General features: G+C 38.3%; 13 protein-coding genes. 4 read left to right on the top strand and 9 right to left on the bottom strand.

Annotation, left to right across the window (positions count from 1 at the left end; genetic code table 11):
- Positions 1–90: 90 nt before the first annotated feature.
- Positions 91–2,607, bottom strand: a complete 2,517-nt coding sequence (gene secA, locus LAV82_RS21905; RefSeq protein ID WP_499716887.1) for a preprotein translocase subunit SecA — start codon at positions 2,605–2,607, stop codon at positions 91–93.
- Positions 2,608–2,833: 226 nt separating this feature from the next.
- On the opposite strand from secA, the gene LAV82_RS21900 reads away from it, so the two are divergent.
- A complete protein-coding gene (locus LAV82_RS21900) occupies positions 2,834–3,238 on the top strand; it encodes a GNAT family N-acetyltransferase (RefSeq protein ID WP_211078599.1) in 405 nt (134 codons plus the stop codon).
- 71 nt (positions 3,239–3,309) lie between these two features.
- Here LAV82_RS21900 and hpf read toward each other — a convergent pair whose 3' ends face one another.
- From hpf to LAV82_RS21875, 5 genes are all read right to left on the bottom strand, one after another.
- Positions 3,310–3,861: a ribosome hibernation-promoting factor, HPF/YfiA family gene (gene hpf / locus LAV82_RS21895; protein ID WP_013059750.1), complete on the bottom strand. Its 552-nt coding sequence runs from the start codon at positions 3,859–3,861 to the stop codon at positions 3,310–3,312.
- A 189-nt stretch (positions 3,862–4,050) separates the two neighbouring features.
- A complete protein-coding gene (fliT, locus tag LAV82_RS21890) occupies positions 4,051–4,389 on the bottom strand; it encodes a flagellar protein FliT (RefSeq protein WP_499716886.1) in 339 nt (112 codons plus the stop codon).
- Positions 4,390–4,391: 2 nt separating this feature from the next.
- On the bottom strand, positions 4,392–4,793 hold the full coding sequence (gene fliS, locus LAV82_RS21885; protein WP_211078601.1) for a flagellar export chaperone FliS: 402 nt from the start codon (positions 4,791–4,793) through the stop codon (positions 4,392–4,394).
- A gap of 16 nt (positions 4,794–4,809) precedes the next feature.
- Positions 4,810–6,606, bottom strand: coding sequence for a flagellar filament capping protein FliD (gene fliD, locus LAV82_RS21880; RefSeq protein ID WP_499716885.1), 1,797 nt, complete (start codon positions 6,604–6,606; stop codon positions 4,810–4,812).
- Between the two features lie 201 nt (positions 6,607–6,807).
- Positions 6,808–7,494, bottom strand: coding sequence for a hypothetical protein (locus LAV82_RS21875; RefSeq protein ID WP_499716884.1), 687 nt, complete (start codon positions 7,492–7,494; stop codon positions 6,808–6,810).
- A 325-nt stretch (positions 7,495–7,819) separates the two neighbouring features.
- Here LAV82_RS21875 and LAV82_RS21870 point away from each other — a divergent pair, with 325 nt between their 5' ends.
- Positions 7,820–9,217 (top strand): amino acid permease, encoded by a 1,398-nt coding sequence (locus tag LAV82_RS21870; RefSeq protein ID WP_013059755.1) that lies wholly within the window; start codon positions 7,820–7,822, stop codon positions 9,215–9,217.
- A 37-nt stretch (positions 9,218–9,254) separates the two neighbouring features.
- Here LAV82_RS21870 and LAV82_RS21865 read toward each other — a convergent pair whose 3' ends face one another.
- Positions 9,255–10,967, bottom strand: coding sequence for a high affinity choline transporter 1 (locus tag LAV82_RS21865; protein WP_211078604.1), 1,713 nt, complete (start codon positions 10,965–10,967; stop codon positions 9,255–9,257).
- Between the two features lie 619 nt (positions 10,968–11,586).
- Between LAV82_RS21865 and betB the strand changes: the two genes are divergently transcribed.
- Positions 11,587–13,077 carry a betaine-aldehyde dehydrogenase gene (gene betB, locus LAV82_RS21860; RefSeq protein WP_499716883.1) on the top strand — a complete coding sequence of 497 codons (1,491 nt, stop codon included), beginning with the start codon at positions 11,587–11,589 and terminating at the stop codon, positions 13,075–13,077.
- Between the two features lie 21 nt (positions 13,078–13,098).
- Positions 13,099–14,301 (top strand): choline dehydrogenase, encoded by a 1,203-nt coding sequence (gbsB, locus tag LAV82_RS21855; RefSeq protein WP_016765895.1) that lies wholly within the window; start codon positions 13,099–13,101, stop codon positions 14,299–14,301.
- A gap of 42 nt (positions 14,302–14,343) precedes the next feature.
- On the opposite strand, the gene cudC is transcribed toward gbsB, so the two are convergent.
- Both cudC and csrA read right to left on the bottom strand, forming a co-directional pair.
- A complete protein-coding gene (gene cudC / locus LAV82_RS21850; protein ID WP_013059759.1) occupies positions 14,344–14,898 on the bottom strand; it encodes a choline uptake/conversion transcriptional regulator CudC in 555 nt (184 codons plus the stop codon).
- Between the two features lie 228 nt (positions 14,899–15,126).
- Positions 15,127–15,357, bottom strand: a complete 231-nt coding sequence (csrA, locus tag LAV82_RS21845; RefSeq protein WP_211078607.1) for a carbon storage regulator CsrA — start codon at positions 15,355–15,357, stop codon at positions 15,127–15,129.
- Positions 15,358–15,365: the final 8 nt, after the last annotated feature.

Here is a 15,365-nt window from a genome sequence, read left to right as displayed (position 1 = left end):
ACCTCTATTTTATTTTTGACGCACAGGAAGGAAATGAGAAGACTCATTTCCTTCCTGTACTAATTCATTCTACACTAATTGACTCTTACTTTATGATTCTTTACCGCAGCAGTTTTTATACTTTTTGCCACTTCCGCAGATACAAGGATCATTTCGGCCAACTTCTATCGCATTTACTTTTGGCTTCTTCTTAGCCGGCGCGTCTCCTTCTTTTGGATGAACAGCCGCCTGACCTTGCGCTACCTCTTGACGCTCAAGGTTGTTGTTAATTTCTGCTTTCATGATATACTTCGTCACTTCTTCTTCAATGGTTGCAATCATATTTTCAAACATCGCAAAACCTTCCATTTGGTATTCGCGAAGAGGATCTGTTTGGCCGTACGCACGAAGGTGGATACCTTGGCGAAGCTGATCCATCGTATCAATATGATCCATCCATTTAGAATCAACCGCTCTAAGAACAACAACTTTTTCAAATTCACGCATTTGTTCTTCAGGGAGCTGCTCTTCTTTTTCATTATAACGAGCTTTTGCATGATCTACCAGCAGTTCTACCATTTCTTCAGGCTCTTTACGGCGAAGATCTTCTTCTGTGACTTCACCTTCCTCAAGAACATTAGCATTTACGTAATCAATAATCGCTTGTAAATTCCATTCTTCTTCTAATTCTTCACGCGGTGTGTTTACTTCAACCACACGCTGTAGCGTTGATTCAATCATACGTTCTACAATCGCACGCAGGTTGTCTGAATCAAGTACTTCAAAGCGCTGTTTGTAAATAACTTCACGCTGTTGACGAAGCACGTCATCATATTGAAGCAATTGTTTACGCGCATCGAAGTTATTACCTTCAACGCGTTTTTGAGCGGATTCAACAGCTCTTGTTACAATTTTACTTTGAATTGGCTGTGAGTCATCCATGCCAAGGCGATCCATCATTGCCATCATATTATCTGAACCAAATCGGCGCATTAATTCATCTTCCATGGATAGATAGAATTGAGATACCCCTGGATCCCCTTGACGTCCAGCACGTCCGCGAAGCTGATTATCAATACGGCGTGATTCATGACGCTCTGTACCAATTACAGCAAGACCTCCAGCTTCAACGACACCTTCACCTAGTTTGATATCCGTACCACGACCGGCCATATTTGTTGCGATTGTTACCGCACCTTTGTGACCCGCATTTTCGATAATATCCGCTTCACGCTCATGCTGTTTTGCATTTAAAACGTGATGGGGAATGCCTTTTTTCTTTAATAAAGCTGATAAAATTTCAGATGTTTCAATCGCAACTGTACCAACAAGAATAGGCTGTCCTTTTGCGTGGCGCTCGGCAATATCTTCTACTACCGCATTAAACTTGCCTTCCATTGACTTATAAATTAAATCTGCTTTATCATCACGTGAAATTGGCTTGTTTGTCGGAATAACAACAACGTGCATATTGTAAATATTACGGAATTCTTCTTCTTCCGTTTTAGCTGTACCGGTCATACCTGATAATTTTTCATACATACGGAAGTAGTTTTGGAATGTGATCGTAGCTAACGTCATGCTTTCATTTTGAATCTCAACATTCTCTTTAGCTTCGATAGCTTGATGCAAGCCGTCGCTAAAACGTCTTCCTTTCATTAAACGACCAGTAAATTGGTCAACGATTACGACCTGATCTTCATCAATTACATAATCCACATCATTTTGCATCGTTACATGTGCTTTAAGCGCTTGGTTGATGTGATGGTTTAGCGCTACGTGTGAAATATCAAATAAGTTTTCAATGCCAAATGCGCGCTCTGCTTTTGACATACCTTCTTCGGTTAGCTGAACGCTTTTTGTTTTGATATCAAAAGTAAAATCGGTTTCTTTATCAAGCGTGCGAACGAATGCATTAGCTTGAATATAAAGAGCAGTCGATTTCTGCGCGCTGCCGGATATAATAAGCGGCGTACGTGCTTCATCAATTAAGATAGAGTCAACTTCATCGATTACGGCAAAATGAAGCGGACGTTGAACCATTTGTTCTTTGTAAAGCACCATGTTATCACGTAAATAGTCAAATCCGAGTTCATTATTTGTACTATACGTAATATCCGCTGCATATGCTTCTTGCTTTTCTTCACGCGTTAAATGGTTTAAATTTAAACCTACTTTCAAGCCTAGGAATTCATATAAACGACCCATTTCACTAGCATCACGGCTCGCTAAGTATTCATTGACTGTTACTACATGTACACCTTTTCCTGTAATGGCGTTTAAGTATACAGGCATAGTAGCTGTCAACGTTTTACCTTCACCCGTTTTCATTTCCGAGATATTCCCTTCATGCAGAGAAATACCCCCCATTAGCTGAACTTTGTACGGATACATGCCTAACACACGTTTCGCTGCTTCACGTACAACCGCAAAAGCTTCATCTAATAGGTTATCGAGCGATTCGCCATTTTGGTAGCGTTGTTGAAATTCAGCCGTTTTTTCACGAAGCTGATCGTCTGTTAAAGACGCTATTTCAGGACCTAACGCATCAATTTGGTCCGCCATTTTTTCTAAACGGCCGATTTGGCGCTGATTGCCGTCAAACACTTTTTTAAATAATCCAAGCATATTAAAACGCTCCTCTATTTATAATCAGTACATTTTATACTATTTTCATTCATATCTGTATCTTTCATTATAAAACATTCTGAGTAAAATTGTAACATTGCAGCTAAACAAGTAGCAACTTGTACCCTTTTTCGTCTGTCTCTTTACTAGTACTACTCTATTAACGAGTTATTTTCTATTGTGATTTCCCCTGCCTCACTCTTACAATAAAAAAGGGGAATGTAGAATGAATGTTCAATCGATTACAAAAGAACAAGCTTGGGAAGTCCGACATACCGTCATGTGGCCTGATAAAGATTTCAGTTATATTCAGCTGAAAGATGATCTATTAGGCATTCACTATGGACTGTTTGAAGAAGGAGAGTTAAAATCAGTTGTTTCCTTATTTATAACAGGTAATGAAGCTCAATTTCGAAAATTTGCTACTCTCAAAGAAGAACAAGGAAAAGGATATGGGAGTCGTCTACTAGAGGAGGTTTTTCTCAAAGCTAAGAACCTTGGGGTACGAAAGATATGGTGTAACGCACGAGAAAATAAAGTCTCTTTTTATCAGGCATTCAACATGAAAGAAACCACGCGTGTATTCACCAAATCTTCTACGCGCTATGTAGTGATGGAACTATTTTTTTAAGCAGCTAAAAAGCAGCGTGCGGAGGCACGCTGCTTTTACTTTACTGCTCTTGTTTAAGAGAGCCTATAATCTTAGTTTGGTTCAATCAATCCATATCGTCCATCTTTTCTTCGATATACAACGTTTGTAATGTTGGTCTCAGCGTTTGTAAATACAAAGAAGCTATGTCCTAACATATTCATTTGCAAAATAGCCTCTTCACTATCCATTGGCTTTAAGTTAAATCGTTTTGTACGAACTAGCTCTAATTCATCTTCTTCAGTTGCAACTGCTACGTTCGCTTCGCTTTCTAATGCTGCGAACAGATACTTCTCAGCGCCTTTTTCACGCATTTTTCGATTTACTTTTGTTTTGTGTTTACGAATTTGACGCTCTAATTTATCTAGGACAAGATCGACAGCTGCGTATAAATCACTGTGTGTCTCTTCAGCTCTCAATACGAGATCATTCATTGGGATTGTGACTTCTATTTTTTGATCGTTATTGTAGACTTTTAAGTTTACATTTACGTCAGCAGTTGGTGTTTCGTCGAAATAACGCTCTAACTTACCAAGCTTTTTCTCTACGTATTCCCTAATTGCTGGAGTCACCTCAATGTTTTCACCGCGAATGTTATACATCATGTTCGAACTCCTCCTTTAATCCATTGCTATACCTCTACAATTCTACAATACCCGACACAATCCCTTCCTAAACTATTAAATTTTTTTGAAAATTCAGTGAAAATTTATGGAACCTGAGAAAAGTTTATGAAAAAACCAAAAAAATAGACCTTCTTCATAAGAAGAAGGGTTGTATTTTTTTACGCAGAATTAATTTTTTTTATCGTAAAACATCCCATCAAACGTTTTCATTTCGTAAGGGTTTATATAGCTGTTACTATGCTTTTTTTTTGCTTTTAGTAAACGGAGATCTATCATAATTTGATGCCGAATTAAGATGAGCTTTTGATCAATTTCCTTATTCATTTTGACAATTTTCTTACCCATCGATTCATTATCCCTATTTTCTGGCGGCAGTTTTTCTATGAGCTCACCCCTTTTTAATAGAAGATACTCTAACTTTTGAATGCCTTCTTCTCGATTTTTGTCAGAAAATGTTTGAATAAGCCGATAAATCTCATCAGTTAGCTGATATAGGTCGTTAATCATATTTATGCTTGACCGCCGCTTCCATGGACTTGCTGGCGGTGAAGCTGCACAACTTGCTTCCATGTATCCCGGAATTCTGTTACATATTGTTCGGCTTCATCCAAGCTTGCTGTGTCATTTTTTGTATTTGCTTCAATTAAACACTGGCTAATATAGTCATACATAGCCATCATAGACTTAGCAACTTGCACGTTTGTATCAAGGGTAATCATTAATTCTTGAATAATATTTTGTGCTTTTAACAGATTCGTATTTTTCAGCTCAATATTTTTTTCCTGTATGCCTGTTCGTGCAAGCTTGATAAATTTTAAACACCCGTTATACAGCATAAGCGTTAACTCTCCTGGAGAAGCAGTCTGAACAGCTCCTTGCTGATACGCTTGATATGGATTATTTGCTGCCATAAACGTTCACTCCTTCTTAACTAAAATATTGCGATAACTGCGCGCTTTGAGCATTTGCATTTTGAATGGCTTTTTCCATTGCTGTAAACTGACGATAATACCGGTCCTCTACTTGTGTGAGCCTGCTTTCAAAACTAGTGATTTGGCTATTTACGCTTTTTAAATTCCGCCCAAGCAAAAATTGTTCACTTGTCCATGTTGAACGGCCAGCGCGCTGCTCAACTTTGGATACGGTTTGAGTAATCGTATCTCGTAAACGTCGTACAATCCCTTTTTCACTTGTTGTACTCCCACTTTTCATAAATAAATCCATTACAGACTGCGGATCTTTTTCAATTGCTTCTTTTAATTTAGTTCCGTCACCTTCTATGACTAGCTTGCCTCGATCGCTATAGTTTGCGCTAGTTGAAATACCAATGTCGGTTAGCTGCGAAAATGCTCCGCTCACTCCTGATACAGAGGCATACCAGTTAGAACGCATTTGGTTTAGCCCGCTGGATAAAATTGAGTCTCCTTTTAACAAACCGCTTTTCGCCTTTTCATCCCACTGTTCAGCTTGTTTATCCGTTAGTTTTTCTCTTTCTTCATCAGTCAAAGGCTGATAGTTCCGGTCTCTTTCTTCCGTAATCTTTCCGTTAATCTTTTCAATCAGTTCATTGTATTTGGTCATAAAATCTTTAATTGTATCAAATACTTTCTGCGTATCATTGCTTACATTAACGCGCACATCTCCTGTGAAATTATTTTGAAGGGTATAGGTAACGCCTCCCGTTGTAAATGTATTGGACTTACGAGTTGTTTCTAGACCGTTTAGCGTAAATTTTGCGTCTGTTCCGCCGGTTTCTTTTTGAGTATCTAATTTTAAGAAATTTGTTAAAAACGCTCCTGAAAACACCATCTTTTGACCGCCTGCACCACCGGCTTTTGACAAATCTCCTGTGTCTTTGCGAGTAAAGACAACTTTATCTGTTCCTTCATCGTAAAAGGCTGAAATACCTACTTTTGAATTACTAAGTTGGGTCAAAACAGTATTTAATGACGCTGAACCATCAAATTCAAACGACATACTGCCGTCTGCATTATCTCCTGTTGCTTTTCCGCTGCTGTCATACGTTGTAATAGAAAACTGGAGGACATTTTGCTTATACGTAAAACCTTGAACAGTGCTACCGTTTGCTAACGTGGAACCGAATGTCATTTCTCCCGTATTCATATTCACAAATACATCATTCTCTCCTATTAAAGTAGGATCGCCTGTAGTTTTTATATTAAATTCTTGAGAAGACTCTCCATTTTTCACTTGAATAGCAGAAGGCAGGCTTCCCTCAAAAATAGCTCCTTTGGATAACTTGGCAGTCTTTGTATCAGCACTTATTGTAATATCAGGTTGCTTGACCTCTTTTCCACTCCACGCACTGCCAAGCAAGTTTTTTTGCTCCCATAAACTTTTAGCAGGGTCAATAGTGCCTTCTGAAATTTTCCCATTACTGATATTTTGCGCAGCAGTCGCCATTGTCACGTTTGAAAGTGTATAAGACGCGTTACCTGCTGAGGAAGTAGCTGCCGCTTTTACTTTCGTTTCATCCGATGAAGATACCGTTTTGGATGAATAAGAAGACTGCAAGGTCATATTAAAAGCGAGATTATTAAATTCCGATAACAGCAGGTTCATAGAGCGATAATCATCTCGCTGCCACTCTAACGCTTGCTTTTGTTTTTTCATTTTATCAATAGGCATACGTTCAGCCTTCATTAAATCACTGACAATTTGATCAATATCCATTCCGCTTGCTAACCCACTTACTCTTACCACTTACCATCACCACCGTTTTTTATTCATCTATTCATCAACTGTTAGCCATAAAACATGAGTATATTTTTTCGAATCACCCTATTCGTTTATAGGTTCAACACTTCTCTATTTTGTATCGGTAAAACAGTCATTTTTTTCATAGGTCAAATGGTGCAAGATAGAAAAAGCTCACTTATTTTTCTACAATAAGTGAGCTTTTTATTATTGGCCAAACAAGTTCAGTTTCTGGGATAAATTTCTTTGAATATCCTTAGGAATAAGATATGGTGCTAGATTTATAATATCTCGTAACGAATCAATGGTTACAGAGGCAGATAAATTTATATATTCATCCGTTGTATCTGCTTGCTCAAACGAAATGGAATCTGGCAAATTATTGAGCAGAGTAATTTCATTCATTTCTTTATCAACCGTGACATCAGAAGCCTTATCAATATTTAAGCGATCCCATACAACAGACATCGGAATCGGCATTCTTCCTAAATGCACGCTATTCACCTTTAAAACAAGCTTTCCATTTTCGGCATTTGGTGTTACGTCAACTACAAACTGTGATTCCATAAAAGACACTACATGTTTATTAATATAAAATTTTATATGTTTCGGAAGCAACTCGGCTTCTGCTCCGTCAACTGTTTCATCACTTTCATAAAGGTAGCTGCGCAAATAATCATTAACATCGCTCTCGCTTAACCGGTATCCTAGAACAGGAGATCCGCCGTTCAGTTCTAGCGATGTGGCATGATCGGACTTTTCTTGTGCCAGTGAAGATAATGAAGCAGTATGATCAAGCTTTTCAACATTTCTAACGGGACTAACGAAAAAATACACCCCAACTAAAAAAATAATAAATAGAAAAAGAACACCTATAAATTTTTTCAAACACACGCACCCTCTCAAACATTCTTCTTGGAATATAATACCGATTTCTCTTTTATCATACAAGATATATAAGATAGTTGTCGAAAACTTGTATAAAATGTACGTATATACCAGACATCCCAAATGGCGAATAAGTCTATGATGAATAAATCGAGTCTTTTTTGACTTAAAATGCGTCAATTTTAGTAACTTAAAGTCGATTTTTATAGGAATTTGGCAATTGGCACACTTCTTGCTTATTATAAAGGTAAGGGGAGGAATTTCTATTTATATTTTCAGAATTTACTTTATTTTCTAATAGTCTTTCGATAATTTTAAAGGAGTGAATACGATGGGAAACAAAACAGAATCACACGGAAAGTTAAAGCAACGTCACGTTTCCATGATTTCCATTGCAGGTATTATCGGAGCCGGCTTGTTTGTAGGAAGCGGATCCGTTATTAACGCAACAGGCCCAGCAGCAGTAGTTTCATATGCAGCAGCCGGACTGCTAGTCGTTCTATTGATGCGTATGCTCGGTGAAATGGCTATGGTAAACCCAGATAAAGGCTCATTCGCAACATATGCTCAGCAAGGAATTGGCGCGTGGGCAGGTTATGCTGTTGGATGGCTTTACTGGTTTTTCTGGCTAATTGTAATTGCGATTGAAGCAACTGCAGGAGGAGCAATTGTTCATGAATGGCTCCCTTCCGTACCAATTTGGCTTTTAAGCTTAATCTTAACCTTTGCATTAACTTTAACAAACTTGTTCTCTGTCAAATCATTTGGAGAATTTGAATATTGGTTTGCTATGATTAAAATTGTGGCAATCGTTGCTTTTATGGGAATCGGTTTAGCTATTATTTTCGGATTGATCCCAGGTACATCTTCACCTGGTCTAGCTAATTTAACGGGCCACGGAGGCTTTATGCCAAAAGGTACGAACTCTATCTTTTTAGGAGTTATTACCGTTATTTTCTCTTATTTTGGAGCTGAAATTGCGGCTATTGCAGCTAGTGAATCAGAAAATCCAGCAAAAGCTATCACCACTGCTATTCGCAGTGTCGTATGGCGAATTTTAATTTTCTATATTGGTTCAGTTGCTATTTTAGTAACTCTTTTACCTTGGAACTCAGCTGATTTACTAAAAAGTCCATATGTAACAATGTTAGAAATGGTCAATATTCCAGCAGCTGCACAAATTATGAATTTAGTCGTATTAGTATCCGTTTTGTCTTGCTTGAACTCTGCTTTGTATACGAACTCACGAATGATTTTATCATTAGCTCAAAAAGGACAAGCTCCTCGCGCTTTAGCAAAAGTAAGCAAATCAGGCGTGCCGGCAAGAGCTGTATGGATTAGCACAGCTGCCGCATATGTATGTGCTATCTTTAGCTTCGTTTCGCCGGATAAACTCTTTTTATTCTTAGTTAATGCATCGGGAGCCATTGCTCTTATTGTGTACTTAGCTATCGCTATTTCTCATTTACGCCTGCGTAAGAAAATGAATCGAGCAAACCAGCCAATTAAAGGGATGAAAATGTGGTTGTTCCCGTATTTAACATACGTAACAATTGCTGTTATTACCGTGATCTTCTTATCAATGGCATTTATTGATTCGATGCGCTCACAGTTTTTCTTAACTCTTGGATTAACCGCTGTGGTTCTTCTTTCATACTCGTTCATCAAAAAAACAAACAACAAGCGACCTGACGATCAATTTTCCGAGTCAGAAAATATTGCAAAATAAAAAAGCCGCAGATGCGGCTTTTTTATTTTGCTTTTGATTATTTCTCAACCAATATGTCACGATGAAGATTTCGAAGCGGCTGAGGAGGGCAAATACGTCGCGTCGCGTAAGAAACGATAAGAATGGTTAACAACCCGCCTGCCATCGCAAATGTACGAAACGGAAACATGACCACTCCGTCTTCAATCATCGGATACGGAAGTAGCGCTTTTAAATGAAGCAGCGGTTCTCCTCCACCTATTCGAAGAACAAGAGACACAATAAACCCAGCCAAAGATCCGTACCAGTTAGCTCCTTTAAAGAATAAAGCACAAACCAACTGCGGAAAAAGTATACAATACACTAGGTCCCCTGATAAATACCATAAAGAGTAGACACTCTCAGAGTTTAAAGCAATTAGAGTTGCTCCCGTTCCAATGATAATGATAGAACGTTTAATAACTTTATCTAACTGCGCCTGTGTCGCATTTGGTTTTACAATCGGACGATACACGTTCCAGGCTGCCATCCCCGACGCTGAAAGCAACGAAGCCGCTACTGCAGCCATAACGGCAGCAGCTAGGCCTCCAAGCGCAATCGCTCCTACTAAATCGGGCGTTAGGTATTTAAATACATACGTTAAAATCATGGACGCGCTCTCAGGGCTTGACGCTCCAAATGAAGACCAGTCTGCACTATAACCTATCATTCCTATTAATGTTGGAGGCAAGGCCGCTAACGCGCAAAAGATGCCCGCTGTAATAGATAGCCACATTGCTGCTTTTTCATTTTTAGCAGATAACACGCGCTGAAAATAAATTTGCCATGGAATACCACCAAAAATAAGTAAAAATGTGCTATCCCACCATTGCCAATATGTATTTCCCCATTTCGGATCTTCCCAGCCTTTTAATGGAGGAAATAAATGAAGAGAACCATTCATGCCTTCTGAATAAGTAGAAAAAACGGCTCCAACCCCTCCCGTATTCGAAAATGCAAAGGGAAGCACCAGAAATAGCCCTAAAAACATAATAGAAAGCTGTAAGATATCGGTATGTGCTACTGCCCACAAGCCGCCAATCACGGTGTATGCAATGGCAATAAGTGCGGAAAGAATGATGGAAATTGAAAAACTGAGGCCTAAAATCACACCGAATGTTGTTCCTAAAGCAGTTAAGATAGCTGCGCTCCAAAACAGCTCTCCCAGTATAGCTGGAAAATAAAGAACCGTAGCCATTTTCTTACCGAAACGAGATTCTAGAGGATCGAGCATTGTCATAAACTCAAACCTTCTCATCTTTCTAGCAAAAAAGATACCGCCTAAAATCAAGCTGATTGAATAACACCATGGCGCTTGAGTCCATGTCAGCCCTGAGGAATAAACGGTTTCGGCCGTTCCAGCAATATACCCTCCACCTACCCAAGTGGCGGTCATTGTGAACATTGAAATCCATAGCGGCATAGATCTTCCTGCAACAAGCATATCATCTGATTTTCCTTTTTTACTTGCAGCGGCTCGAGCACCAATAAAATAAATAACACCATACATAATGAACATTAAAATGAGGCCTGGCCAATAGAGATCTGGATTATAGAGAGAATAGATAAATGCGACAACCATAAAGATGGAAAATCCTATAATAGTTGTCCATAAGGGGGTTAGTAGACGGTTGTTCCTGTTTGATTTCCCTGAAAAGTCAGAAGTCTCATTCGACTTTTCAGGCCTGGCTTGTTGTGTGTCTGAACGAAATGGTTTTTTAGCATTTTGCATCGTCTCACATCCTTTAAATTGATAAAGAAATCTAAAGACAAGCTTGTCCTCTATTCCTTTTTCCTACCAGCATACAATTAAACCTAAAAATAGATTTTTTAGAATAAAATATAAATAGTTGGATTATAAATACCAATGCGAAGGGGAGAAATTACGTTTATATAATTATATTAAAATAATTTAAATCGACTTTTTTTATTGAACTCACAATTATTTTTCATCTTCCATCTAAACTCCTTTCTTAATTTCCACATTCAAAATCCTTTGTTTTTCAAGGTTTGTATGCAAGCAGATATAGTACTATGGTTAATATATCTGAATGTTTAGGATATTGTCAAAAAATTTCGAGTGTTTTTATATAAAAAAAGAATAATATTCTCATAGCTCATACATAAAAAAACCTTTTGTATCAAGGGACATAGCAATCAGTGATTTTTTATCACTTTTTGTTAAATTTTTTCTTAATATCCGAATGATTAGTCTCTTACAGAGCAGATAATCTAATAAATTCTGAACATTTTGAGTTTTTGGATTTGACTAAATTAAATAACCGATGCTATAATTCGAATTGTTAAGAACGTTAAATATAAATTTAACAAATTCTATTATTTGGAGGTTGATGCTATTGGAACAAACACTTACGCTTGAAAAAATGCACATAAACGGCGAATGGGTTGAAGCACGCAGCGGCGAGAAAAGAGAGATTATAAATCCTTTTAATCAAGAGGTTATCGCTGTCGTTACAGAAGGAAATCGTGCTGATACTGTAGAAGCTATTGAAGCAGCTAGAAAAGCTTTTGATGCAGGTGAATGGTCTAAATTTACAGCGGCCCAAAGGGGTTCTTTACTATTTAAAGTAGCGGAAGAAATTCGTAATGATCGTGAAGAACTCGCTAAACTTGAAACCTTGAATACTGGAAAAACCCTCGTTGAAAGCCTGGCAGACATGGATGGAATTGCTGATGTCTTTCAATACTATGCTGGATTAGCAGATAAAGATGGTGGACAGATGATTGAGTCACCTAATCCCGATTCTGTTAGCCGCGTTGTCCGCGAACCTGTAGGTGTATGCAGCCAAATTACTCCTTGGAATTATCCTTTATTGCAAGCCTCTTGGAAATTGGCTCCGGCACTTGCTGCTGGGAATACAATTGTTATTAAACCAAGCGAAATCACCCCTTTAACAACTATTCATATGATGAAAATTTTTGAAAGAGTTGGCTTTCCAGCAGGCGTCATTAACATTGTACTCGGCCCGGGTGCGACCGTTGGACAAGAAATGGCAGAAAGTCACTTAGTAGATTTAGTTTCCTTTACAGGTGGCGGTGTATCTGGACGTAAAGTCATGCAGGCCGCCGCAGGCAACTTTAAAAAAATCGCTCTTGAACTCGGTGGGAAAAATCCGAATATCGTCTTTGCTGACGCTGACTTTGACACTGCGGTTGACCATGCATTAAATGCGGTCTTCTTTCATGCCGGTCAAGTTTGTTCAGCTGGTGCAAGATTACTCGTTCAAGATGATATTCACGATAAATTTGTTTCAGCAGTTATTGAACAAGCCAAAAAAATCAAGCTAGGAGACGGCATGGATGAAGCCACTCAAATGGGACCCGTCATCTCAAAAGAACACCTAGCTAAAGTGGAACATTACATTGAGCTTGGCAAACAAGAAGGTGCTTCCCTTGTTTTAGGAGGCAAACGTCCAACTCAGGACTCTTTACAAAAAGGCTTATTTATCGAACCAACTATTTTTACAAACTGTCATGGAGATATGAAAGTTGTCCAAGAAGAGTCATTCGGTCCGATTATGACCATTGAGCGCTTCAGCACTGAAGAAGAAGCAGTCGCACTTGCTAACGATACAATCTATGGATTAGCTGGAGCCGTTTGGACAAGTGATATGAATCGAGCTGAACGTGTAGTGAAAGCACTCCGTATGGGAACAACTTGGATTAACGATTATCATCCCTACTTCCCGCAGGCTCCTTGGGGAGGATATAAGCAATCTGGGATCGGAAGAGAGCTTAGCCACATTGGGCTAGAAGAATATACGGAAATTAAACATATTTATACGAATACAAATCCACAGCCAATGCGCTGGTTTCAATAAAATTCAAGGGGGAATGTAAAGATGTTTATGCGATTTGAAAGAATGGAACGTTTAAAAAGTTTTGAGATGCCAACGGTTGTAAAACATGGAATTGGTGCTGTAAAACATACTGGAGAAGAAGTAAAAAACCTAGGTGTATCTAAGGTTTTACTAGTAACAGATCCTGGTGTAAAAAAAGTAGGTTTAGCAGATCCTGTAATCGCTAGTTTAAAAGAAGCGGACGTAGACGTTATTCTATTTGACCAAGTAGAAGCCAACCCTTCTATTCACGTGGTAGCAGACGGCACAAAAATGTACAAAGAAAATGGATGCAACGGACTAGTAGCTGTTGGAGGCGGAAGCTCAATGGATACGGCAAAAGCTATTGGTGTAGAAGTAGCTCATAATGCTCCCGTCTTAGATTATGAAGCAGCTGAAGGAAAAAAACCTTTAACAAAACGTATCCCTCCTTTAACAACCATTCCTACAACTGCGGGTACAGGAAGTGAAGTCACACAATGGGCTGTCATTACAGATCCTGTTCGTGAGTTTAAGTTTAATACAGGTGGACCTTTAATTGCTGCTCACTTAACAATTATTGATCCAGAACTGCACGTATCTATGCCTTCACATATTACGGCCGGTACAGGAATTGACGCATTAGCTCATGCAATTGAATGTTATACATGTCACTTTGCACAACCAATGACGGACTCTGTTGCTTTATTGGCTATTGAGTACGTTGGAAAATACTTACGACGTGCAGTTGCAAATGGACAGGATATCGAAGCACGCTATGGAATGGCGCATGCAGCTATGCTTGCTGGCCTTTCATATGGAAGTGAATCTGCAGGAGCAGCTCACGCGATGGCTCAAACATTAGGAGGCATTTATCCAATTGCCCATGGCCCTTGCGTAGCAGCAATGCTAGGTCCTGTAATGGAATATAACTGGATGGGCGAGCCTGAAAAATTTGCGCGCATAGCTCAAGCTTTAGGAGTTAATACACACGAATTAACGCTTGAAGAAGCAGCTCAAGCAGCTGTTCGTGAAGTATATCAACTAGTTAAAGATGTACAAATCCCTTCTTTAGAAGAACAAGGTGTTCCAAAAGAAGCGGTTTCTCGCTTAGCTCAAGAAGCATTTAATGATCCACAAACAGTTGGTAACCCTCGTGATTTAACTGTAAAAAGTTACGAATGGATTTATAACCGCTGTTTTGAAGCTACACCATTAACCGTATAAAAATGATAAAAAGGCTGTTGATTTTTCAACAGCCTTTTTTATTTACTCTTTCGCTAATTCTTCATTTAAAATATCGATGATTCTTCGGTCGTCAAAAACTTTCACTACTTTTTTCAAGAAATGATAATAATGTTTGGACTCTATAATCTGCGCTAAATTACGCTTTGCTTTTACTGCGATCTCCTCAGGCACATCTTCATTATTTAAGAGAATCTGCAGCTTGTTTTCCGCTTCTTCGATTGCCTCTAAATTAACTGAAATTTCTCTTTGCCACTTCTTACAGAAAAATGAAAAAAAGGACTTAGAAAAATCTTTTTCTGCTTCATATAAGTCTTTTCGAACACCTTTTTTCCACACTTTGTGGACCATATCAATATTTTGCAGTGAACGAATGGATGTACTCATCGTTGGTTTACTCATACCCAATTCTTCACTCATTTGATCTAATGTAACAGGCTCATCCATAAAATAAAGCATGCCATACAGCCTTCCTACTGAAGGTGTGACCCCATATAAATCCATTGTATCAGCTAAAGCACTGACAACCACATCTTCTGCTTCTTTTAATAAATCATGATACTCTTGAACATCACTCATTTACTCTTCTCCTCTTTTATTAAATTTATTTGAATTATATTTAATAAATTTAATGATACACGATAAAAAGGAAAAAAACAGAAATTCAGTTCAATTTTTCTGATAAAAAAGAAGCCTTTCTCTTAAAGAGAAAGGCTTAAGACATAGTGGGGAATACTATATGTTTATCTTTCCCGATTTAGATATTATTTATACTGTATATTTTTGATGATTTTCAAACTGATCGTTTTATTGCTTTTTCGGTAATTGTTTCAGCATATCAATAGCATGTAATGTAATTTGAGAAGCACTTTTATTTTCGTTACGTATTTCTTCATAAATCTCTTGTCTATGAATATCTACAGACTTTGGAGCTTGAATTCCTAACTTTATTTGATCACCATTAACTGCAAGGACGGTCACTTCAATTTCATCACCTATTTTGATTGTTTCATTTAACTTTCGTGTTAAAACAAGCATGGACTCAC

It is taken from the genome of Bacillus sp. ILBB4 (genome assembly GCF_035064545.1).
In the GTDB taxonomy this organism is placed as follows: domain Bacteria; phylum Bacillota; class Bacilli; order Bacillales; family Bacillaceae_H; genus Priestia.
Note: the sequence above shows the minus strand (reverse complement) of the source record. Positions and strands in the feature narration are given on the sequence as shown.

Excerpts from the sequence above, each read along its gene's own strand:
- secA (WP_499716887.1), bottom strand. The coding sequence starts at position 2,607 with ATGCTTGGATTATTTAAAAAAGTGTTTGACGGCAATCAGCGCCAAATC.
- betB (WP_499716883.1), top strand. The coding sequence starts at position 11,587 with ATGCTATTGGAACAAACACTTACGCTTGAAAAAATGCACATAAACGGC.
- hpf (WP_013059750.1), bottom strand. The coding sequence starts at position 3,861 with ATGATGTATAACATTCGCGGTGAAAACATTGAGGTGACTCCAGCAATT.
- gbsB (WP_016765895.1), top strand. The coding sequence starts at position 13,099 with ATGTTTATGCGATTTGAAAGAATGGAACGTTTAAAAAGTTTTGAGATG.
- LAV82_RS21900 (WP_211078599.1), top strand. The coding sequence starts at position 2,834 with ATGAATGTTCAATCGATTACAAAAGAACAAGCTTGGGAAGTCCGACAT.
- fliT (WP_499716886.1), bottom strand. The coding sequence starts at position 4,389 with ATGATTAACGACCTATATCAGCTAACTGATGAGATTTATCGGCTTATT.
- fliS (WP_211078601.1), bottom strand. The coding sequence starts at position 4,793 with ATGGCAGCAAATAATCCATATCAAGCGTATCAGCAAGGAGCTGTTCAG.
- cudC (WP_013059759.1), bottom strand. The coding sequence starts at position 14,898 with ATGAGTGATGTTCAAGAGTATCATGATTTATTAAAAGAAGCAGAAGAT.
- LAV82_RS21865 (WP_211078604.1), bottom strand. The coding sequence starts at position 10,967 with ATGCAAAATGCTAAAAAACCATTTCGTTCAGACACACAACAAGCCAGG.
- csrA (WP_211078607.1), bottom strand. The coding sequence starts at position 15,357 with ATGCTTGTTTTAACACGAAAGTTAAATGAAACAATCAAAATAGGTGAT.
- LAV82_RS21870 (WP_013059755.1), top strand. The coding sequence starts at position 7,820 with ATGGGAAACAAAACAGAATCACACGGAAAGTTAAAGCAACGTCACGTT.